At 39.6% G+C, this 21,459-nt stretch carries 15 protein-coding genes and 2 pseudogenes; 12 read left to right on the top strand and 5 right to left on the bottom strand.

Annotated elements, in window-relative coordinates:
• Nucleotides 1–2: 2 nt before the first annotated feature.
• A complete protein-coding gene (locus AS034_RS02645) occupies nt 3–554 on the bottom strand; it encodes a 2'-5' RNA ligase family protein (protein ID WP_058297425.1) in 552 nt (183 codons plus the stop codon).
• A gap of 279 nt (nt 555–833) precedes the next feature.
• Between AS034_RS02645 and AS034_RS02640 the strand changes: the two genes are divergently transcribed.
• The 10 genes from AS034_RS02640 to AS034_RS02595 all read left to right on the top strand — a co-directional run bounded on the left by AS034_RS02640 (nt 834) and on the right by AS034_RS02595 (nt 12,822).
• Nucleotides 834–1,238, top strand: a complete 405-nt coding sequence (locus tag AS034_RS02640; RefSeq protein WP_058297424.1) for a DUF4181 domain-containing protein — start codon at nt 834–836, stop codon at nt 1,236–1,238.
• 556 nt (nt 1,239–1,794) lie between these two features.
• A complete protein-coding gene (locus AS034_RS02635; RefSeq protein WP_141687652.1) occupies nt 1,795–2,670 on the top strand; it encodes a hypothetical protein in 876 nt (291 codons plus the stop codon).
• Between the two features lie 47 nt (nt 2,671–2,717).
• Nucleotides 2,718–3,974 carry a hypothetical protein gene (locus tag AS034_RS02630; protein WP_058297422.1) on the top strand — a complete coding sequence of 419 codons (1,257 nt, stop codon included), beginning with the start codon at nt 2,718–2,720 and terminating at the stop codon, nt 3,972–3,974.
• 837 nt (nt 3,975–4,811) lie between these two features.
• Nucleotides 4,812–5,039, top strand: coding sequence for a hypothetical protein (locus AS034_RS02625; protein WP_058297421.1), 228 nt, complete (start codon nt 4,812–4,814; stop codon nt 5,037–5,039).
• Nucleotides 5,040–5,271: 232 nt separating this feature from the next.
• Nucleotides 5,272–5,781, top strand: a complete 510-nt coding sequence (locus tag AS034_RS02620) for a GNAT family N-acetyltransferase (protein ID WP_058297420.1) — start codon at nt 5,272–5,274, stop codon at nt 5,779–5,781.
• A 240-nt stretch (nt 5,782–6,021) separates the two neighbouring features.
• Nucleotides 6,022–6,753, top strand: coding sequence for an alpha/beta fold hydrolase (locus AS034_RS02615; protein WP_058297369.1), 732 nt, complete (start codon nt 6,022–6,024; stop codon nt 6,751–6,753).
• Between the two features lie 170 nt (nt 6,754–6,923).
• Entirely contained in the window at nt 6,924–7,358 is a 435-nt protein-coding gene (locus tag AS034_RS02610; RefSeq protein WP_058297368.1) for a hypothetical protein, read from the top strand.
• Entirely contained in the window at nt 7,330–7,527 is a 198-nt protein-coding gene (locus AS034_RS02605; RefSeq protein WP_058297367.1) for a hypothetical protein, read from the top strand. Before AS034_RS02610 ends, AS034_RS02605 begins: the two co-directional genes overlap by 29 nt.
• A 132-nt stretch (nt 7,528–7,659) precedes the next feature.
• The gene (locus AS034_RS02600; RefSeq protein WP_058297419.1) at nt 7,660–8,523 is read left to right on the top strand and encodes a GNAT family N-acetyltransferase; all 864 of its coding nucleotides are present in this window, start codon (nt 7,660–7,662) and stop codon (nt 8,521–8,523) included.
• Between the two features lie 621 nt (nt 8,524–9,144).
• Nucleotides 9,145–12,822 (top strand): PIN domain-containing protein, encoded by a 3,678-nt coding sequence (locus AS034_RS02595; RefSeq protein WP_058297418.1) that lies wholly within the window; start codon nt 9,145–9,147, stop codon nt 12,820–12,822.
• A gap of 645 nt (nt 12,823–13,467) precedes the next feature.
• Here AS034_RS02595 and AS034_RS23460 read toward each other — a convergent pair.
• The 4 genes and pseudogenes from AS034_RS23460 to AS034_RS02580 form a co-directional block, all read right to left on the bottom strand.
• Nucleotides 13,468–15,183, bottom strand: a pseudogene (locus AS034_RS23460) (diflavin oxidoreductase); the annotation flags it as partial.
• Between the two features lie 122 nt (nt 15,184–15,305).
• Nucleotides 15,306–16,662, bottom strand: a pseudogene (locus AS034_RS23455) (cytochrome P450); the annotation flags it as partial.
• A 40-nt stretch (nt 16,663–16,702) separates the two neighbouring features.
• Entirely contained in the window at nt 16,703–17,299 is a 597-nt protein-coding gene (locus AS034_RS02585; RefSeq protein ID WP_058297416.1) for a TetR/AcrR family transcriptional regulator, read from the bottom strand.
• Nucleotides 17,300–18,084: 785 nt separating this feature from the next.
• Nucleotides 18,085–19,326, bottom strand: a complete 1,242-nt coding sequence (locus AS034_RS02580) for a S8 family serine peptidase (RefSeq protein ID WP_058297415.1) — start codon at nt 19,324–19,326, stop codon at nt 18,085–18,087.
• A gap of 461 nt (nt 19,327–19,787) precedes the next feature.
• Here AS034_RS02580 and AS034_RS02575 point away from each other — a divergent pair, with 461 nt between their 5' ends.
• Both AS034_RS02575 and AS034_RS02570 read left to right on the top strand, forming a co-directional pair.
• A complete protein-coding gene (locus AS034_RS02575; protein WP_058297414.1) occupies nt 19,788–20,450 on the top strand; it encodes a hypothetical protein in 663 nt (220 codons plus the stop codon).
• Nucleotides 20,451–20,542: 92 nt separating this feature from the next.
• Nucleotides 20,543–21,457: a Nif3-like dinuclear metal center hexameric protein gene (locus tag AS034_RS02570; RefSeq protein WP_058298070.1), complete on the top strand. Its 915-nt coding sequence runs from the start codon at nt 20,543–20,545 to the stop codon at nt 21,455–21,457.
• Nucleotides 21,458–21,459 lie beyond the last annotated feature (2 nt).

Here is a 21,459-nt window from a genome sequence, read left to right as displayed (position 1 = left end):
ACTCATCCATTTAAAGGGATATCTAAGAACATTTCATACCTTCTTTTTTCCGTGTTCAGCTCATACACCCTTATAAAATCCACTTTAAAAGCTGGATAGGGTGTCAACTCCTCTATTGCTGTTCTCTCCATTTCGTTTAATACATCTTTCGACAGTGGGGTAGAAATATTTTCGCCATATTGCTCCTTCCCAAGGGTCAAATGAGGAACAAAGTCATCGAGCTCAAAATACCTCTTTATCAATTCATCTGATGGTGAAATCCCTTTTACTATTTTTTGATGGAGGATATGTAATTCGTCAGAATCCACACTCAAATAAAGAATAGTATCGCCAAAATACTTCGGTTTACCCAAGAACACTTGAAATGGGCTGACATTTCCGCATATTCGTTTCACGTTCTCTATCCATTCTTTGTCGGGAGTCAGACCCCCTTGTGCTTTCAGTGTTATATGGGGTTCCACACCCGATTTGCTGATCCATTTACGTTGAAATTGCTCAATTCTTTCATTATATCCTTTTGGCGGGACGATCCCTATGAAATATTCCACTTTCATTTCTTTCCACCCCTGATTCATCCGTTTTGAATAGTTTACCAGAAATGAACAATTGGAACATCCTGTTTTAAAACAAAGTAGCTGTTCAAACCGTCTAACTAGCAGGTTCAATTATTTTTATTTATAAAACCCGGTTGCTAATAAAATTCTTTGGAACGGTTCTTTTCAATTATCATCACCGGACTATCACTTCTAGCCGGCATACCGGTCCTATTTTAGGGAAGAGCCGGAGAAAGAAACCGATAAATTTAAGTATTGTGTAAGAGAAGAGGGGAATTTATGTTTTGGATAAAATTTTGCCTGATTGTGTTCATCGTTTTTATTTTAAATTCATGCGTTAAATTCCTCATAAGAAAAGTCTTTCATATTAAGAAAGTGAAGAGAAAGGTATTTTCCTATAACCTTATAAATGAGCGGCACCGCAAAATAGACAAATGGATTAGGTTAATTTCTGCAATTACTCTCATCAGTTTAAGCTGGTTCATGATTTATGACAATAAACATTATATATTCCGATACTTAATTGGGGTAGTTATGCTCGCCGTACTGGACTATCTAGTAAGGGCATATTTTGAGTGGAAACACAGTGAATATCCCAAGCAAGCCGTTTTGACGGTGGTCGAAATGGTGATGATCGTAACGGCGATTTTTACAGTCTTTCAATTGGGGTGGCTTGGTTCCTGAGTGAGCCATGGGGACAGGTACCGTGGCTCACTTACTCTAAGAGCGGAGGGTATGGAAATTATTGTTAATTTTTAATTATCCGAGAAAAAATTCAGTTCCATTAAACAAAATCAGCACATATCTCCAGAATTCAATTCAGGCAGGGATCTTAGGGTTCCATAAGACCTCGGGAGTTCTTTAGAAGGCTTTCAACCATATGAATCAAAGCCATATTACATTATTTGTGTTGCGCTTTTCGAAAATGCAAACCGAATTTACAGGCTGCTTTTAATACAAACTTTCTTCGTTTTTTAAGCCGCTTGATGAAAAAATTCAATCCAATCCATCTAGAAATGAAAAAAAACCTTAAGTTGGAGCTTATCAACCAATAGTTTAGGAGGAAGGAAGCATTTAGGGTGCCGTTGTTTCCTTCCTTTTACCTCACCCCATCTCTCTCTTATAGGTGGAAAGAATCCTTTCTTTGTTAATGTTATGAATTGCGACAAAAATGAACTAATTATGTCGAATGTTGTCTATGGAAGTATTTCCACTCTGCTAGTTGAAAGGGGGTGAAATCATGCACATAAGACATTGTATTTTAATGGGTGTATTGGGGGCGGCTATTTTCCTTCCGGCTCATGCGTTTGCAGGGAAAAACGAGGCAGCGGCAGAGCCCGGTAATGCCCGCGTTACTGAGGTACATACGCAAGCAAATGAAAAAAATCCCAAGATCGAACCAAGGTCAAAAGCCGTACCTGAAGTTCCTGAACCGGTGAGAAAGCGTGTGAAAAAAGAGGTCCCAAAACCAGAACCGGGCAGGGCCAAACATGAGGATGCAAAAGAAAAGAACGTACCACCGGCCAATGGGCACAATCCTCAAAATGATAAATCTGCAGGTCCTCAAACCCATAAAAGGAAAGGTGTCCGCGTTTCAAAGTCTTCGGTAAATGCAGCAGATAAAAAGAAGTCCGTAAGAAAGGTTCAGCAAACAGAACCGAAGCAGAAAAGAGAGCTAGCTTCTAACTTAACTAAGAAGAAGCGTATTGTTGAACCCGCGAAACCTGAAAGAGAAAAAGAAGTTCTCTTACAAAAGCAGCAGGAAACAAGTTTCGTTCTCTTGGAAAGTGACCAATTTTCTCAAGTCAAGAAGAATACCGCTCCACGAACACCTTCGCATCAAGAAGGCAGGGGCACTTCTCCTGAAAAGAGGGAAATCCCTGGAGAAGTAGAGGCAGTGAACAACGCCCCACAGCGGCTTCCTTCCTCTGGGGGACACTCTCAGGAAACGGTCAGTCAAGGGACAGGCATGGTAAGCTTCATTCACCATCCGGCCGATTGGGATATCGGGTTGAAGCTTCGCACTATCTACCATTCACGTGAAGATACATATTGTTATCAATGGATAAATGCACCACCATCACCGCCGCCCAAGGCAGCTCCTTTTATCTACTAAAGTATGAATCTAATTAGAATCTCAGTGATAAAAGGAGTAAATAAAACATGAAACATTATTTAAACACTAAGAAACTAGTAAAAACTATCGTTGTTCCAGCGGTCTTGTCATTCGGATTGATCACAGGCGGAAGTGTAACAGCTGCTTCCGGATTCGAGAAAGGTTCGGGGGAGAGTGCCGAGACCCTTGAAGCCGGCAGTATCAAAATGAATCAGCCGGACAAGAAGGCTGAAGCGGCAGACCGAGACGTTCCTGCTCATATCAAAGCAGAAGAAAAATCCCAATCCCATACAAAAGAAAAAGCGGACGCTCAGCAGAAGGAAGAAAGCAAGGGTCAATCACAGTCAGAATCAAAGGCCGCAGACCCGGTCAAGCCTGCACACCCTGAAACTCCTTCAAAGGCAGATACAAACAAAAATGCCGAACAGAAGCAAAAGGCAGAAGACAGAAAGCTGGATGCCCAGGCGAATGCAAGAGCAGGAGATAAACCTGAACGGGCGTCCCGGCCTTCAAATGCAAAAGCAGATGAAAAAGCTGAGAATCAGCAGAAGGCTGCAAAAGCGGGTAAATCGCAGGCTGCCATCCATGCAAGTGAAAAAGCTTTGGAGAACGCGAACGAAAACGCAGCGATTATCTCCCATACTGAAGTTTTGCAAGACTACCTTTTCGGATCTGACTCTGCCACATCTGCAAATCCTGAAGGACAGGACTTCTACATCGGTAAGCTGGGTTATGGAAGTCTGGACCAATTCGATGAGAGTACTGGCAGCGGAATCTTTTTCAGCAGTGACAGAGCGGAAGAGGCAAGCTATGTATATGGGTACTGGTTCTTATCCGGCATCCAGGTGGCACCTGAAGGAATGTCTCCGACAGAATGGGGAGAAGAGCAGGCGAAACTGGCTCTTGATGCCTATGAGGAAATGAAACTTGTATATGGATCTAAAGTCAGACCGGTTATCTTTATCGATGTCGAACCGTCTCTTACCGGCATGGGGGAGTATGACTATATCAATAATCAATTGATTTATAGTGCTTTCGTCAATTACCTTAATGAATTTGGAGAAGGCGTCACACCTGGTACCTATTCTTCTACCTGGAGCTGGGACGTGACGATGGGCAGCTACTCACCTGACACACCGGGTGCATACTGGCTCGCTTATTACACTGGCGATCTACCATCCGAGTCTGAACTGACAACAAGCAATCCATATTGGATCACGTTCCCAGGTACAGATGAGCAGGCACAAATCTGGCAATATTATGGCGGCTTTGACGATTATAATGTAGCGTCTATGCTTCCATAATTTTGAAGGACATACATGAAGGATAAATGATGAAATGCTCGGCATCCGCCGATTTTGTTCATTGGCCCCGCCCATATTTCTGGCGCGGGGCTTCTTTTGAATTTTTCAGGACTGGTAAAAGAGCCATGGGCACTAGTATGGTGGTGGCGGATGGCGGGGGTAAGGTGGTCATTTTTTACAGCATAAATGGTCATTGACTCTGTTTCGAAGGGGAGAGAGGCTCTCTAAGGATGATATCATCATCTCTCCTAAAAGAACGATTCAAGACTGCTTGCACCACATTCAAGCTACTTTTCAAAAATTATGAGCCGCGTTCCGAACTTACGTGCCGTTTTTTCATTATTCAAGCCACTTTCCCTGTGTTTCAAGAAACTTGTCGAAAAATTTTTAATCGCTTTTAAGCAACGTTCCAAGAAAGAAGAATTTAAAAATAAAAAACCGGCACGCCAAATGCTAAGGGGTTCCGTTCAGGGAGAGAAAATAGCAAATAGCATTATAAATAGCAGGCTAATTCGCATATGAATTAGACCTGCTTTATTTGTTGTTATAGCAGTGTTCTCATTCGATTTGAGGGTAAATTAGCACACCAAATAGCACCTTAATAAACAATCGCACAATAATTATTGTACAGCTAAAAAATGAGGTGCTAATTAGGGTGTTAAATGACTTGTCAATTCGCATTTCGTTCTTGCGGATATGAACCTTCATTGAGGAATTCTGTGATACAATTGAAAATAATGGATATTCCATTAAAGGGCAGGTTACTGGAATAGTCGAAACTTAGATAATGAGGATTTCGTTTAATATTAAAGAGTTTTTTAGAAAAGGGGTTATGTAATGAATTCGCAAACTTATATGTTGTTAGGATGGCTAAGTATTCTTACCAGTGGAGTCATTTATACTTTAGAGCGATTAACTAATGCCATTGTGTTTGTTGGTGTAAATGTTAGTGATGAAATGTTCTCAGCTCAACCAGGTTCACCGTCTCTCTTTGGCAATTGGTTTTTCATTTTATTTTTGTTTTTAAGCCTTTGGTTCTTCTATAATTCCAAGAAAGTAAAATAAAATAGTTGGATTTTTGGTCTGATCTCCGGCACACGAAAACGTTAGTGTGACAGGGGACAGGCCACGTTTCGTGAAAGTTCTTCAACGAAATGGCAGGTTACTTGAAGAAGGAATCCAAATATTCCGTATCGAATTATTTTATAAATTTCATGAAAAGATAACAACCGATGCAGTTCAATACCGTTCACATTGAAAGATTATTTATATAACGTACGAAAGGCTGGAATAACTCATGGTAAAAAAAGAAGCACCAAAAATTGAAACAGAACGATTGATTTTACGTCCGAGAGCGGAAAAAGACATTCCAAATATGCTTAAAATGTTTAACAGTGATGAAGTAAGAGAATTTCTTGGAATTAATCCCCCTCGTGATGAACACTCAATGGTAGAAATGGTTAGGAATCGTACTGAAACAAAATGGACGGTCGCCTTAAAAGATACGGATGAATTCATCGGTGATGTCATGATTCCAGAAATAGCAGAAGGTTATCTTGGCGAAATTGGCTATCGCTTCATGAGGGAGCATTGGGGAAGCGGTTTTGCGTATGAAGCGGTTTCCGCGGTCATTGAGCATTGTAAAAGCACATTAAACTTTAAACGCCTATTTGCTACTATAGAAAATAAAATTATACCGTCAAAAAAGTTAATTGAAAAACTCGGATTTACTTTGGTGGCGGTGCTGCCTGAATCGCATTTACAAGGCAGAGTTGCCGATGTAGCTTACTATTCTCGGATAGTATAAGTATTCTTACGCTCTCCTGAGAAAAATGAAAAGACCGGTGAGGGTTTAAATTGGGGATATTTTTTGAAGAGGATTAGGCGGGAAGATATTAAAAGAGTATTTAGTCGTTGTGAATAATTGGCTTATTCCACAAAAAGGGGCGTGTGCTTAACAAGCAGCCGCCCTTTGTTCAAGTGAAGGGCAGGTTAATTGAAGAATACCTAGAATTACTTCTGTAATGACAAATTTTTGGAGGAGTTTATGACTGGAAGTGCTGTTGGTCAAAAAGTAAACTTAGAAGGTATTGAACTATATTATGAATACATAAAAAGTTGTACTGATAATTTAACAATCGTTTTTGAGTCTGGATATGGTTGGGACTTGAATAACTGGAATTCGATTAAAAACGATGTTTCAAAGTTTGCAAATGTATTCTTCTATGATAGGGACGGTATTGGGAGAAGCGAGAAGAGTAGCAAACCAAAACATAGTATGCAAATTATCAATAATCTGAGAAATTTACTCAAAGAAGCCGAAGTCAAACCTCCGTATCTACTAGTAGGGCATTCTTTCGGGGGTGTAAACGCTAGATTATTTGCTAATAGGTATCCAGAAGAGGTCGCAGGAGTAATTCTGTTGGATTCCGTTCACGAAGAACAAAATAAAAAGATGGTTCCATTATTTACAGAGAAAGTCCAAAAAGATTATTTAGGACAGTTTGCAGTAGAAGCTACACTAAGCGAGTTTGAAGAAAGTTTGGAGCAAGTAAAAGGAATAAAACTTGGAGAAATTCCTCTTCTTGTCATTACAGGCGGTACACAGTCCCATCATACAAACCAGTCTATGGCTCAATGGATGATGTTTCAGAAGGAACTTGCCAACCTCTCCACAACAAGTAATCACCTTGTTATTAAGGAGGCTGGACACGCCGTCCACATCGACGAACCTCAATTAGTTATAAATGCTATTAAGGAAATGAAGTCTAAACTATAAATGATTCTTCCATTATAGGTGGCAATAAGTGAAGATCAGCTAATGATCCGGCTATTGCCCTTATTCAATTTATGAGCAAGTTAACGGAATAAGCGAAACTAAAAATTGTTGGTCTTCGTCAAATTTATTAAGAAGAAACGGGGTGCAGTTTAGAGAGGGGGTAGTTAATAATGAAATTTTTAAAATTAGTTGCATATTGTGTAACGGCACTATTTTTATTCACAGGATGCCAATCAAGTGATAATGCTGCAATAGAAGTAAAAATGAAGAGTAATGAAGAATTGAAGGAAATTGCCGATACTTACACTTACGAGGATTATAAAAGGGTGCTTGAAGAGGCAGTGGCTGAAGCAAGTAAGTTTGAGAAAGACGGGAAATTAAACAAATGGATAATAAGGACTTTAGCCCAAGAAAAATTAAACTATGAAACCGATTTAACAGATGACCAAGTTTTAAAATTAGCAGAAAAATCTCTGGAAGAAGATAAAGTGTGGAAGTCCATTGCAGAAGATAAATACGACGTTACTGTTACTGAAGATCAAGTAGATAAGTATATCAAGGAAGGTCCTGATACTTTTGATTTACCCCAAACAAGCATATGCTGATGCTTTAGGCTTATCTCTAGAAGAACTTAACCACAATTTTGACAGGGACATTTATGAAAAGAATGTTATGTGGTTAAAACTCAAACCAGAGCTAGAAAAGAAATACGGCATCACAGATAATAATAAACAAGTTGAAAAATATGAAGAGGAAGTTGAAAAACAACTTTAGTACCCCTTGTTCCGCTAAAGGGGGCGTTTGCTTAACAAGCAGCCGACCTTTGTTCAAGCATAGGGCAGGATAGTTAAATAAACAAGAATGTATTTTAATGTGATTATGTGAGGTGCAAAGGGGAAATCCGTAATGGCTATATTCAAAAATTCAATATTAGAATTAGTGCAATTTAATAAAAGTGATATTAAGGATTTAATGGAGTTATCAGCATCAGTCGGGTGGGATTATGATGAATATGAGATTGGCACAGTCTTATCATCTGGTAAGATATTCGGACATAAGAATGCGGAGGGGAAAATTGTTTCTAGTGCGGCAATAGTCCTTTATGATAATAAGTTGGCTTCGATTGGTATGGTGATTGTTCATAAAGAGTATAGGGGAATGGGACTAGGAAAAGACGCTACCCAAAAGTGTCTAGATTTTACTTCAAGTAATACTTCAATTATGTTAATTGCAACCGAAGAAGGCAGACCCCTTTATGATAAAATGGGCTTTATTACTGTCGATTGTGTTCATAAGTTCCTTTGCGATGAATATAACCCATTAAACAGAAGCGGTGATGTTACTATTAAAAGGTTCAGTAGTAATAATATTACAGAAATTTTAAAGTTAGATAAGGCTGCATTTGGAGATAAAAGAAGCAAATTTCTCCAAAATAGAATAAACCAATCAGAACAATGCCTAGTAGTTAGAGATAACAAAGCGAACATTATTGGTTATGGAATATCTATTTTAGGACCAGTTAATCTGATATTAGGACCTATTGTAGCACCTGAGTCTCAAACAGCTGCTTTAATATTAGATAAGTTAGCTTCTAGACATCAAGGGAAATTAAGGATTGATGTGCCATCAGGCAATGAAGATTTTATGTTATTTCTGGAGCAGCAAGGCTTTAAACAAGTGAGTCAACCACCAGTAATGGTGATTAATTCTGCTGAAATGCCGCCTAGAAACAAAACATTATTCGGAATTGCTGCCCAGATTTTTGGCTAAATAAGATATTTCTTATGACCTCTAATCGGGCAGCATTTCTATAATAAACCTAACTTTGTGAAACAATGCACTTAAACTAAAGGGGGCTATAACGGAATAAGAAGGTAGATGTGCTTAAGTTAGTATTATTTCATTGTATAAATAAAGTTTTAATGGAGTGATTCATTCCTAATAATAGGAGTTCTGAGAAAGAACTTATAAGATCATTAATGGAGTTATCCGCGCACGTTACATAGTAGGGAGTTGCTTCAAGGACTTCTATCGCAATTATTTTTGCTGAATAGAGCCTCCCCCAATGAAGGGGTGTGGGGGCTATTTGCTTTTTACTAGTCAATTAATTAAATATGGAACAAAAGGATTGGTTGTTTATGGTAAAATTAATACCGTAGAAAAAACATGCTTAGAGCAGTACCAAATTCTAATATGTACAGAAGAAATTTATGAAGGAATGAAATAAGTCCACTAATAATTTTTTAACAGTATTGTAGTTATGGTTCAGCTTTGAAATACTTTTAGTAGGAGATTATCACTACGCTTCTCTTAAAAATATTCAATAAATTAATTCATAGACCTATCGGTAAGAGTTGGTATAGGGGTTCTATAACAAAAGGAGAGAGAATCTTGTCTACTACTTTAATTACGTTGGCGACTGGGTTATCAATAAATTTTTTGTCAAGTTTAATATCGGAGCAAAAATTGAAACTAAACGAAAAAGATACCATAAAAGGAATTCAAATTAGAATAAGTGATTTTAATCGTAAATATGATAATACTGAATTAGATACCTTCACCTTTCAAAAGTATTTTGAAACATCAAACGTGGAAAATAGGCTATTTAATCGAATTTTTACTTTATCCACGGATGAAGTAGCGAATATAGAGTTGTTCAAAATAGAAGTTGCTAAGGATGCAATAGATTATGTAAATCAACAGTATCAATTAAGAGGAAGAAGCAATATTAAGGATGAAGAAATTTTTTATGAGTACTTTAATGGACTGATAGATGAATTAATAGGAATTAGAGCTAATCTTCTACCCTTTAAAGATATTGCGCAAACAGCAATTATTGTTGATGAGATCCGTGACGGAAAGAAAGAGATAGTTGAAAGAATTGAAGAATTGCGGAAGATACACAATCCATTTGCCGATGATAAAATAAATGAAGTGAAAGAGTTAATAAGTGTTTATAAGTTTGAAGAAGCTTTAAATGAATTAAACGAAGCTTTAGAAGCACAAAATACTTTAAGTAACTCTCAGATTGAGGAATTATACTATCAAAGAGCAAGAATATATATTAATACTAACAACTATAAAGAATTAGAAACTGTAAAGAATAAAATAGAAAACATTAATAAAAATTCGAAATTTATAAATGAAATAAATTTTTATATTGCATGCCACGAAAAAAACCGTCACTTATTCACTCAGGTTTATGAGCGGTTAAAAGAATTGAAGTATTCTCAAAATAAATTACAAACAAAAGAAGCACACTTTTATTTAGTTAATGGGCAAGTAGAAATAGTTAAAGATGTTCTTTTAAAGGGGAATGAATTAAAGAATGACTTAGAAGAAGATCACGAAGCACAGTATCTTTATGGTTTTTTATTAATGAACCAAGGGGATTTTGATCTTGCAAAAAAATCTTTTGAAAAAGCTTATTCAATACAAAAAAATATACGATATAAATATAATGCTCTTCTTATGGAACATAATGTAATAATGGAAAAAGAAATGATTCTTGATTATACCAATAATCAAAAAATGAAAATAGAAAATCTTATCCATCAATTTAGAAATATACGGTATATAACTAAATTTTTTAGCGTTGAAGAACTTATTTCCTATTGGGAATGCCTTTTAAACTTAATATCTTTAGTTGATAAAAAAGAATTACTTAACGAGATTGAAAATATTGAGCAGAGTATAATAAATGATACTAGTATTAAAAGCCTTATTGCAGGAACTTATTTTTTTAATGGAATGGAAAATAAAGCAAAGGAGATTCTAGAGGATATTTGGAAGGGGAATCTTGATAATACAATAAAACTATTTATTATCTTAGAAAAAGAAGAAGCTTGGCAATCTATTTTGAATAATTACCAACAGTTGCCCTCACAAGAGTTTTCTGAACATCCTATAATTATTGCAATACATCAACAGGCAAAATACAAAGTATTTGGATATGATGCAATAAAAGAAGAAAATATGCTTTTACTGGAGAGGGAAAGTAGTGTTCCAGTTTTTTTATATAACTGTTTAATAAGCGCACTTGAAAATAGTGATGAAGAGTCCATCGATAAAACATTATTTATAATCAAATCAAAAAAATATTCGGAAGAAAATATTATCTTTTTATCTGAGCCACTATTAAAATATAAAAGATATGATGAGGTTAGACAAATAATTGAAGGTGAATCATTAGAAAACGAACGGTTATTTGATTTATATATTCAAACTTTTGATGAATTGAACGTTCATTCCGAGTTAACAAGGGAAGTTTATGATAAGGTAAAATCCCTTTATGACAGCGGTAATCGATTTGAAAATTTATTGAAATTTAAAGTTAATCTCGAAGTGACTCTAGGAATATCAAGAAAAGTAATTAAGACTTTAGAGGAATACAAAAACATATTTGGTATTGATGAATTTTATGCTAAAAACTTAATTGTTTTTAAATTAGAAAAGAGAAGTTTTCATGGAAGTGAAGAAGAAATAAAATATTTGTTGAATTCCTCAAATATTGAACACCTTCAACTTGTAGCAGCTTATAAAGCTGGACAGGGACTATGGGAAGAAGCAAAAACTCTGAGTATGAGAGCGTTATACCTTTCACACGACCATTTAAAAAAAGAAATACTATATAATTATGTTATCTTTAATTTTTCGAACTTAGATCAAGAGGAAAATGAAGCAGAGTTAAGTACTGTAAAAGTAAATTCAGTAGTCACTATAAGTAACAGCAAAAAAACGAGAATCATTGCAATTCATCAACAAAAGGATTTAATTAAAAAACCAGGAGAATACAAATTCAACTGTGAAAATTATTCTTCTGATGATCCTATCGGGTTAATATTATTGTCCGATGGAGAAAAAGGAGAACTTATTCAACTGTTTGATGGGGAGTATAAGATTGATAACATAGTAAATCTTCCTGTTTATTTTAACCAATTTGCTTTGGGGAAATTAGAAAAAGACTATCCTGAACATGGATTTTATGATGTTTTATCAGCAGTCAGTCCTGAAGTTTTGTTCGAACAATTAAAAGCTTCTTTAGCTATTATAAACAAACAAACCAATCAACAGATTGATAATTATAATTTTGGTATTGAAACAGGGGTGCCAATTTCTCATTTGTCAGGAAAAAATATTGATAGTTATGCTGAGATGATAATTTCTTTACTGAATTTTCCCAAGCAACATCTGTATGCTGGAGAAGTTTCAGTTTTTAATAGTAAAAAATATGTATTATCACTTAGTTCTATTATAATGTTAGCTAATTTGAATATATTAGAAAAAACATTAAATATTAAAGAGCAATTTGTAATTTCTGAAGCTACATTAGGAAGCATAGAACGAGGGGTAAAGGAATCTCAAAAGCATGTAAAAGTCAGTGTGGGAAATGTTGTGTTAGGGGAAAACGGAAAAATAAGTAGTTATTCTTATACAGATGAAGATAAAAAGAATAGAAAGAAATATTGGACAAAAATCTTAATTGCTATTAAGCAGATTGAAGTTATGAGTGATGAGATTGGAGACTGTTATATATATGATTTATTAGAACAGCACCTCTTAGATGGTGATATAGAAGATATAGAAATCAGTAGGAAAACTAATAGGGTTTTGGTATCAGATGATCTCTTCATTAGAAAAATACACCATAGTTTGACAAATATTAATAACACTACAAATATAGTTGGGTTACTTTTCTCAGAAAACCTACTAACTATGGAAGAGTTATTAGAATTAATCAATAAACTTGCTAAAACTAAATATCTTTATCCATTAAATAGTGAAATATTATTGGAATTATACCATTGGGTAATTTCTATAAAAGAAACAGATAAAAGAAAATCAAACTTTGTTAAGTTAAAGGAAGTATATAAAAATATTTTAGATGAAGATTCTTCTCCCCATTACAATATAATTCATAAAGAATTTGTTGACCTTGCTGTGCAAAATAGATTGCCTTCCATAGGAATTTATAAACTGGTAGAAGAACCATTAAAATTAATGCCCTTTAATCAGTTTATAGAAGAAAAAAAACATGAAATATTTAATAATGTGTATAACTTAGAATAGGTTTTCTGCATATTCATGTTCAATCATCTAATTCTTCACCTTTTATCCGGAGAGAACATGAAATACGGATTGGCTCAAACATATTAATGATTAGAAATAAAGACATGATTGTTTAGTTTTCAAATTTATTATATTTGAATTATCTTAAAGCATCAAAAAGGTTATGTCCAATTCAATACATTTTAAACAATTACTAGGGTTGGATATAAAAACAGCAAAAGAAGCATTCTCAAAGTTTTTAGAAGATAAAACTTTGACGGTAAGCCAAATTCATTTCATTAATAGTATCATTGATTTTTTTGTTTCCAATGGTCGGCTGGATGCTAAAAAGCTGTTTTAAGAGCAAACGTTTACAGGGTTACATCCAAGTGGAATTATCGGTCTGTTCCTTGATTAGACAAAACGCATGCGTTTTAGAATTATAGTTATTTCAAGTATCTAGTGTTCAATTAAAGGGACTTTAACGGAATAAGAAGATAATAAAGACATAAAAACCCAGAGCTAATAACTCTGGGTTTTTTACTGTTAAAAAGGGTGCTGTTTACATCGCTATTTCTGCTGCTAATTGGGGTGTGATTTAAGGTTTTCCCTCCCTCAACGGAACCCATTAGCCAAATGCGAACCGGTTTTTCTAGTGGGAGTAAATTAAATCCCTGCCCAAACATCCTTGCCGAACCGGCCGTCCCGTTCAAGCTGATCGAGCCAGTTCTTCGATTCTTCCTCAGAAGTACCGTGGACTTCCCGGGACGCCGACAGAAGGGTGTCTTCGACTTCAGGAGCCATCCTGCTGCCGTCACCGCAAATATAGAGATGTGCGCCGCGGTCCAAGAGCTCTATCAGGTGGTGGGCGTCCTCATTCATCAGATGCTGTACATACACTTTCGGCTGTCCTTCCATTCGTGAGAACGCAGTATGGAGTGTGACGATGCCATTCTGTTCATCCCGTTCGAGTTCATCGCGGTAGATGAAATCTTGGTCACAATGACGGCATCCGAAATAGAGATGCGCCTCGCCAACCGGCATTCCTTGTTCCTTAAGAATGCGGCGCGCTTGCAGGAAGCCTCTGAACGGAGCCACGCCGGTACCCGGTCCGACCATGATGATCGGCGTTTCAGGGTCAGCCGGCAGCTCGAAATTCGACTGAGGTGTGCGGATGAAGCATGCAATGTCTTCTCCTTTTTCCAATCTCGCGAGGTAATTGGAAGCGACACCTTCATACTCACCCATTCCGCTCCAAGCATCGTCCCTGACAACACCAACCGTAATGCTCAGTTGTCCAGCATCGACAGAAGGGGAAGACGAGATGGAATAATATCTAGGCTTAAGAGCAGGGAGCAGTTCCATGAACCGTTCAAACGGCAGCTCGCATGCTTCGTATTTTTCTATAAAATCGAGCATGGAGATGCGTTTTTTCAAAACCTGCTCCTGATAGACCCCTTCTTCAAGCAGGGCTTCCAGTTCTTTCTTATGAGGCGGACACACCGTATAGGCCGCCAGTTCCCTGATTTGGGCCCGGGTGGCCGCTTCCTGTAATTCCACGCAGTGAGAAAGAATATCCGATAAGGAAACCGGGCGGTCGAGGGGCAGATGTGCTGCGCTCCGTCCGCTTGCAGACAGAACTACCTGGTCATTTCCTTTCAGGCCGAAACGCTTCAATACGCGATTCACATTTTTCACACTGTTTTTCGGAAGTACCCCGAGGTGATCCCCTTCTTTATAGGATAGCCCTGACGGCAGGGCCACCTCGATATGACGGGTGCTTCTTCCGCTGTCAGATGTCTGAAGCTCACGATTATCAAGGATAGTTGTATTTACTGCTTCATAAGACAGCGCAAGCGGTGAACCGCCGATGCCGCTGACAAATTCCATACTGAGACTGTTACGTTCCTTTCCGCCCTTATTTTCAACTTTCAGGCCGAATGTCTCGACAGCATCAGCCCACATACTGTCTTTCCACTGTTCAAGCTGCTCTTCGAAGTCGCCGCTCGCATCGCCTTCTCCGCGTCTTGAAAATCTTTCGGCGCCTTTTTCTGCAAGTTTTTCGTCTATCAGTCTTGGGACGTTCTGATATGTGCTGGCCCAATTGTGATCACCACAGCCGAAAACAGCGTAATGGACGCCTTCAAGTTCGCCCGGCTTCACTTCTTCAAGCCATTGGACAAATTGTCCGGCATTGCTTGGCGGCTTGCCGTTGTAGGAGGAAGTGACAATCAAAACGGCACCCTCTGTAGGAAGACTGCCTACGCGGTCGTTAAGAGGGGAGACCTCCGTTCGCACGCCGTGGAAACTGGCCGTATCGGCAAGCTCCTTCGCCACACCTTCAGCCGTACCGGCATCAGAACCGTAAAGGACAAGAAGTGGACGGTCATTGAGGCCAGATACGACAGGTGCCTCGTTAACACCAGTTTCTTTTTTCTCCTGTGTTTTTTCACTTGAACCTGAAGCATAAAGAGAGAAGTCGACAGCCGTCTGCTCACGTTGTTTGACTTTTATTTTAAAATCACCCGGTTTCAGCGTCAGGGTTTGTTTGACATTGAGCTGGTAGTCCTGATCATCGATGAACTCGAAATGCTTCAGGAGCATGCCGAGGACGATGGTTGCTTCGTGGAGGGCGAACTGCATCCCAATGCACGCACGCTGCCCGTTGCCGAACGGTTTGTATGCATGATGAGGCACTTTTTCCGGGTTCTCGAACCGTTCTGGATGGAATTCGTCTGCATCATCTCCCCATGCGTCCCTATCCCGGTGCAGTTCTGGGATAAGAACGGTGATTCGTTCTTCCTCTTTTTTGACCGGGTACTTACCGGCAAGGAGGGTATCCTCTTTCGCATACAAGCTGAATGCAGGAGCCGTAGGCCATAAGCGAAGTGATTCATTCAGTATCATCCGGACATATTTCAAATCAATCACTTGTTTATAGGTCGGTGCATGTCCTGAAAATACTTGGTCCACTTCCTCGTAGGCCTTCATCAATTTATCAGGATTTTTCATCAGGAAGTAGAGGGCGAATGATAAGAGCCCGCTTGTTGTTTCGTGCCCTGCAATCAGGAAGGTGATGATCTGGTACCGGATATTCTCATCATCCAGATTCTCTCCGGTTTCAGGATCCTTCACATTCAACATACGGGATAACAAATCGTTCTCTTCCTGAGATCCATTAGCCTTCCGTTCAGCGATGATGTTGTCGACCATCGAGAACATCGTCTGTATATCATGCTTGTATTGACGCTTCGTCCGCACCATCAGTTTATCCTGTATGTCCAGTCTCTGCAGCTGGTGCATCGCTTCATCCATTGCCCGGACCATACTGATAATGAACGGATGGGGGCTTTCCCTGTAAAAACTGTTGAACCTGTAGTTGAAACCGCACAGTCCAATCGTATCCAATGTCAAGCGCGTCATATCTTCCGGCACATCGATTTCTTCATTGGGATTCAGCCGCGCCCATTTCTGGACAAGCTGCACACCGATGTCCACCATCATATCGTGGTAATCCTTCATCGCCCTCTGGCTGAAAGTCGGCATGAGGATATTGTGAGCCTTGCTCCAATTCTTCTCATCGGTACGGCTTGTGAAAAGCCCGTCTCCGCCGAATGCACGCACCTTTTCGAGTGCACCTTCAATGCTTTTATCAAATCTTGACTGGTCGCATACCTCTCTTACCAGTTCATGCCCCGATACGAGGATCGTGGATGATGAAGGGGTCTGCAGACGGAAGATGGGACCCTGCTCCTCTGCGAGCTTCATAAACGACAACGTCGGATTATCCTTGTCAATAAGCGGGAGATGTCCGAGCGGACCATATGTTTTAGGTTGTGGGATTTCTTCATATTTTTCCATTGAAAACATCCTTTCAGATCATAATAGATGGAACAAATGATCATTTGATGAAGTTTGCCCGGAGGCTGTGTTTGATCATTTCCTTCCATTGTGCTACGTCCTTTGTGACAGATGAGAAGGGACTCAGGATATGGGGGGCTGCCTGTTGATAGGAAACGGATGATAAAAGCATCACGATGAGCTCTTCCGGGTCCTGATCGGCAAGCACTCCCATTTCGATACCCTTTACGATAAATGGATAACTCTGTTCATGGAAAGGTTTGATCAGGAGTTCAAATAAATGATCGAACCTTTCGCCTTTTTGAATGCTTTCATTCATGACAAATAAACTGAACTCGCGATGCTCAAACGTCATTTCGACCAATTTGTCAAAAAGCTCGCCGAGGAGGTGCCTCATATCAGCGGAATCCTTTACTGAACCGAGATCGAAGTCATTAATTTCGAGTACTTCCCCGGACAGCTTCAGGATGACGGCTTTCCACAGGTCCATTTTCGAACCGAAGTGGTACTTGATCAGCGCCATATTCACATTGGCATCCGCCGCAATCTCACGCAGGCTCGTTTCCTCGAACCCTTTAGTCGAAAACAGATGCGTGGCAGAGATCAATAATTCCTGCCTGGCTACTTCCTTATTCAATCTGGGTCTCCCCGGCGCTCTCTTATGTTCATGTGATTGAGTCATAATCGAAGTTCCTTTCTTTAATTAATCAACTGATTAATTAATATGCGTATAGTATCGGATATCTGTAATGGAAAGTCAAACAATAACCGGAGCGGGTCAGGGGGACAGGTACGTTGACCCATTTTTTAGACGAGGGATTAGCGGTTTGGACAGGTACAATGGCCTGATTTTCATGGTCAGTTACCATGGCCGGTATTCTTGACTGGTGAGTGTTTGGGATGTGGTTTTTTGGTTTGTTCAGTATAAAAAGAATAAGTCAGCATATACCCGGGAAATTGAGCATAAACTCATTTTTCAGCATATCTCTTCAGAATTCAGCATAAAACAAGACGTTCCAAGGATCAGAAAGGGTCATCATGGTACTGGAATTGGTCCTAAGAGCTGCCACCCACAAACTTCAAGGCCGTTTCCCAGCATTTTCGTTCTACTTTTCAAAAATACATTCCTCTTTCCAAATTTTCGTTCCACTTTTGAAAATACATCCCTCTTTCCAAAAATACGTTCCACTTTCCCCGTTTATCTACCAACTTGTCGAAAAATCTCTGGACCATGACCGGGGAAAATGAACCGTGGGACGGGAGGAGATCGAACCTAGAGGAAAGGACTGGCCCGGGCTGTGGAAAGGGAACGCTGCCCGGAATACCGAGCAACTTTTCACGTTAATCTGTCCGACCAATAGCCACCAAAAAAGGACATGACCGATTCAGTCATGTCCTTTCATCTTCTTCCTGTTCCGTTCCTTAAGGATTCACAGTCGGGAACCCGAATCCGGAAGCATAGTCATCGCCTGCTGCTGCTCCGGAGCCGCCGAGGATATCGTTATTCTTCGCGCGGTCCTGGATTTCTGAGCGGAGCTGTGCTGCAGAGAAGTTAGGGTTTTCCGCCCAGATTTTCGCTGCAAGTCCCGAGACGTGAGGGGTTGCCATGGATGTACCGCTGATGGTGTTATACGTGCCATCGTACCAGGTTGATTCAATCGCACGTCCCGGTGCGGATACTTCGACATCACGCACACCGATCACGTAGTCGCCATCCGTATTTGGATTTCCGCGGGAAGAGAAATCAGCTACGCGGTAAGTCCCATTTTGCTGAACATCTTCAAGCGCTGCGACAGCAACCGCATTTTCCACTGCACCAGGATAACCGATCGTATTGGCACTTGGCCCTTCGTTACCTGCTGCAGCGACGACAAGCACACCTTTGTTATAGGCATAGTTGACGGCGTCCGTGATCAGCGGACTTTCAGAACTGGCTCCGAGAGACATGGAAATGACCGTGTTGACATTCAGGCGGTCACTTTCATCCGCAGCATACCGGATAGCAGCTGCAATGTCATCGGAGTATCCTGATCCGCGGTCATTTAATACTTTGTAGGACCAAAGTTTGGCATCCGGTGCCACCCCGTAGATCCCATCGCCAGCACCGCCGTCGGCAAGTACCGTCCCTGAAACATGGGTGCCGTGTCCGTTTTTATCTTCACAGAAGTTTGTGACGAGGCTTGCTTTTCGCTGGGAGAAATCGTTACACTGTTCAACATTGTTAGCGAGATCCGGGTGATTTTTATTTGCCCCGGTATCAAGGACCGCCACCTTTACGCCGTCACCGCCGGATGTGGCACTTATGTCCGAGTTCTCATACATGGCTTCGATTCCCCATGGCGTCTGATCACTCGGTGCGGCGGCTGCATTCGAACCAGGTTTGGCATCCAATGATACTTCCTCTACAAGTTTTACAGATAGGTTTTTATTCTTTTGCAGAGCGTAATACTGCGCTTCTGTCACTTCGGTGGAAAATCCCTTCTGGTCAAAATCCCAGCGGACACCGTAATTCTGCTTCGCATTGACTTCTGCACTGTCATTGGTGGATGAGATTAGAACGCGGACTTTTTCCCCTTTTGCCGTGGCATCTGCCGTACTGTTGAAAGACGGGCTGACCAGAAGTGCACTCATTACGACAGTCCCAAGAATCTTTCCTACTTTCATTTACAACATCCTCTCCATTTTGTTTGCTAACAAACCTTCTTCTTTCTCCCTAAAAAAGTTCGCCTCCCCGCTCTGGTATATTGCCAAGAATCATCTAGACCAAAAACTATGTAGAGATTCTTACAAACCGAATTGTAACAATATTTAGTCATTAACAGAATAGGTTGAAAATTCTTATAAAAGTAAAAAAGTGGAATATATATGATAAGAATTTGCAATTTGAATGGAAGTGAGGAAAATTTTCATGAAACAGAGGCTGATCAAGCTTTTTTAACGGGCATATAGACCTAGATTTTCCCAACCTGATTTATAAGATTTTTCAGGGACGAAATTAGCAGGGTGGCTGCAAAGCAAAAAAAAGAGATTTAATCTAAGACTATAGTGATATGGTAAAATATAGAATGTGAAGCGAACGGCACTATTGCCAACCATCATTCAATAAAAAATCAGGAGGGATCTATGTGGCTTCAAAAGAAACCCTGCACGTTCTAAACGGAACAGAAATGCACAAGCATTTCAAACAAACTAAGTTTCTTGATTCTGACCTAATGATCCCATTTAATGAGGCCATGTGTTACGGGGACACATGCGAGGTAGTTTTTTCAGATGAATTCAACAACATTCGGGCGCAGGTGCATCAAGTCACACCAACTCAATATGCTGACATCACCCTGAAGCCATTGCAGCCTCTCTTCAACGGGGAATTTGACCGTCTCAGCCTTTGGTTCGACGAGGACATGTTCTGCCAGATGAATCTGCTGACCATCCTTGCCTGGTTGGACCAATCCGATTATAGAGGTCCGATCGATCTAAACATTGTCGGCAATCGTTTTCAACCTGTGGATTCTTATAGCTTGAAGGCAAAAGGATTTGATTCACTGTACAAAGAAGTGATGATTCATCAAACAATCCCTGTGGATGTCCATCCGCCTCCTTTAAACAAAGGGATTCATCTTTATTTGGATTATCTTAAGAAAGATAGCGATCTTATGGTATATATTCAGGAACACCCGGATGTCCCGGTAACCGAACTTGTGTCTGATTTAATCAGGAGATTTAAAGAGTACGGGTTGGGGGATACGCAATATGCAGAGATTATAAAAACTCATCGTCGAACTCTGTAAAGGATATTAAATTTCTTGTGAAATTGATGAAGTTTAATGGAAGAGGAAAGTTGAAAAACAAGTCTATTTTTTTATCAAAAAGGAGCCCGACATTGGAAAATCTACTAAATATCGTTCACCAACTGGATGAAACATTCAAAATTAAAAACTTCGGCAAAGACCCTGCTTTCAGCAGATATATCCCTCAGGTATATGAAGGGAAATTTGATTGGAGAAAAAAATTCGAGCCGGAATTCAATGAGTTTTTCAATGGCTTGATGATAAAAGGTTCACCGAAAGTGAAGAATATCTTTTTGGCCGTTTTCCCAACAAAACATGTTTTAGAAAGGTTTATTGAAAAAGGGGAATCCGGAGACCTGCTCTTTATGCATCATCCTATATTGATGGAGTCCGGTGATCCGAATGGACAGTGGGGAAGGGGATTCGTTCCAATTGAAGAATCGCTGTTGGATCAAATCATAAGCAAGGGACTATCCGTTTACACATGCCATATTCCGATGGACTATCACGGATCGTTGGGGACAAGCCACGCGATTGCGGAAGCATTAAATGTGGATATTACAGACAGGTTCATCCATGACGAAAAATACGGTTATATAGGTATCATTGGCAATGTTCAACCTACCAAGTCTGAAGACTTAAGCGATAATCTCAAACGTATTTTCGATGTCCCTTATGTGGATTTTGAGGGACGGAAAAAAGAGATTAATAAAGTGGCCATCGTTGCCGGCTGCGGCGACAAAACTCAATGGATGAAGCTCGCTGAAGACAAAGGGGCAGATGCATATATCTCTGGGGAAATCCACTGCCATATCGATAACGATTATGGGAGGAATAGGTTTGAAGAAGTTATTGAGTACGCCAGTCAAACAAACATGTCTTTGATTGGAGTTTCCCATGCTGCTTCTGAATATTTAGTGAAGAAAACATTGATGGCTCCTTGGTTTGAGGAGAATTTTGATCTGGAAACTATTAATTTGATTCCGCAAAAGGATTGGTGGCTGTAAAC

It is taken from the genome of [Bacillus] enclensis, assembly GCF_001456935.1.
In the GTDB taxonomy this organism is placed as follows: Bacteria; Bacillota; Bacilli; order Bacillales; family Bacillaceae_B; genus Rossellomorea; species Rossellomorea enclensis.
The sequence above is the reverse complement of the archived record's forward strand: the minus strand, read 5'-3'. Positions and strand labels throughout refer to the sequence as shown.

What these genes read in the sequence shown, in the direction of transcription:
- AS034_RS02635 (WP_141687652.1), top strand. Translation starts at nt 1,795, where the DNA reads ATGCACATAAGACATTGTATTTTAATGGGTGTATTGGGGGCGGCTATT.
- AS034_RS02645 (WP_058297425.1), bottom strand. Translation starts at nt 554, where the DNA reads ATGAAAGTGGAATATTTCATAGGGATCGTCCCGCCAAAAGGATATAAT.
- AS034_RS02600 (WP_058297419.1), top strand. Translation starts at nt 7,660, where the DNA reads ATGGCTATATTCAAAAATTCAATATTAGAATTAGTGCAATTTAATAAA.
- AS034_RS02610 (WP_058297368.1), top strand. Translation starts at nt 6,924, where the DNA reads ATGAAATTTTTAAAATTAGTTGCATATTGTGTAACGGCACTATTTTTA.
- AS034_RS02580 (WP_058297415.1), bottom strand. Translation starts at nt 19,326, where the DNA reads ATGAAAGTAGGAAAGATTCTTGGGACTGTCGTAATGAGTGCACTTCTG.
- AS034_RS02625 (WP_058297421.1), top strand. Translation starts at nt 4,812, where the DNA reads ATGAATTCGCAAACTTATATGTTGTTAGGATGGCTAAGTATTCTTACC.
- AS034_RS02630 (WP_058297422.1), top strand. Translation starts at nt 2,718, where the DNA reads ATGAAACATTATTTAAACACTAAGAAACTAGTAAAAACTATCGTTGTT.
- AS034_RS02615 (WP_058297369.1), top strand. Translation starts at nt 6,022, where the DNA reads ATGACTGGAAGTGCTGTTGGTCAAAAAGTAAACTTAGAAGGTATTGAA.
- AS034_RS02640 (WP_058297424.1), top strand. Translation starts at nt 834, where the DNA reads ATGTTTTGGATAAAATTTTGCCTGATTGTGTTCATCGTTTTTATTTTA.
- AS034_RS02620 (WP_058297420.1), top strand. Translation starts at nt 5,272, where the DNA reads ATGGTAAAAAAAGAAGCACCAAAAATTGAAACAGAACGATTGATTTTA.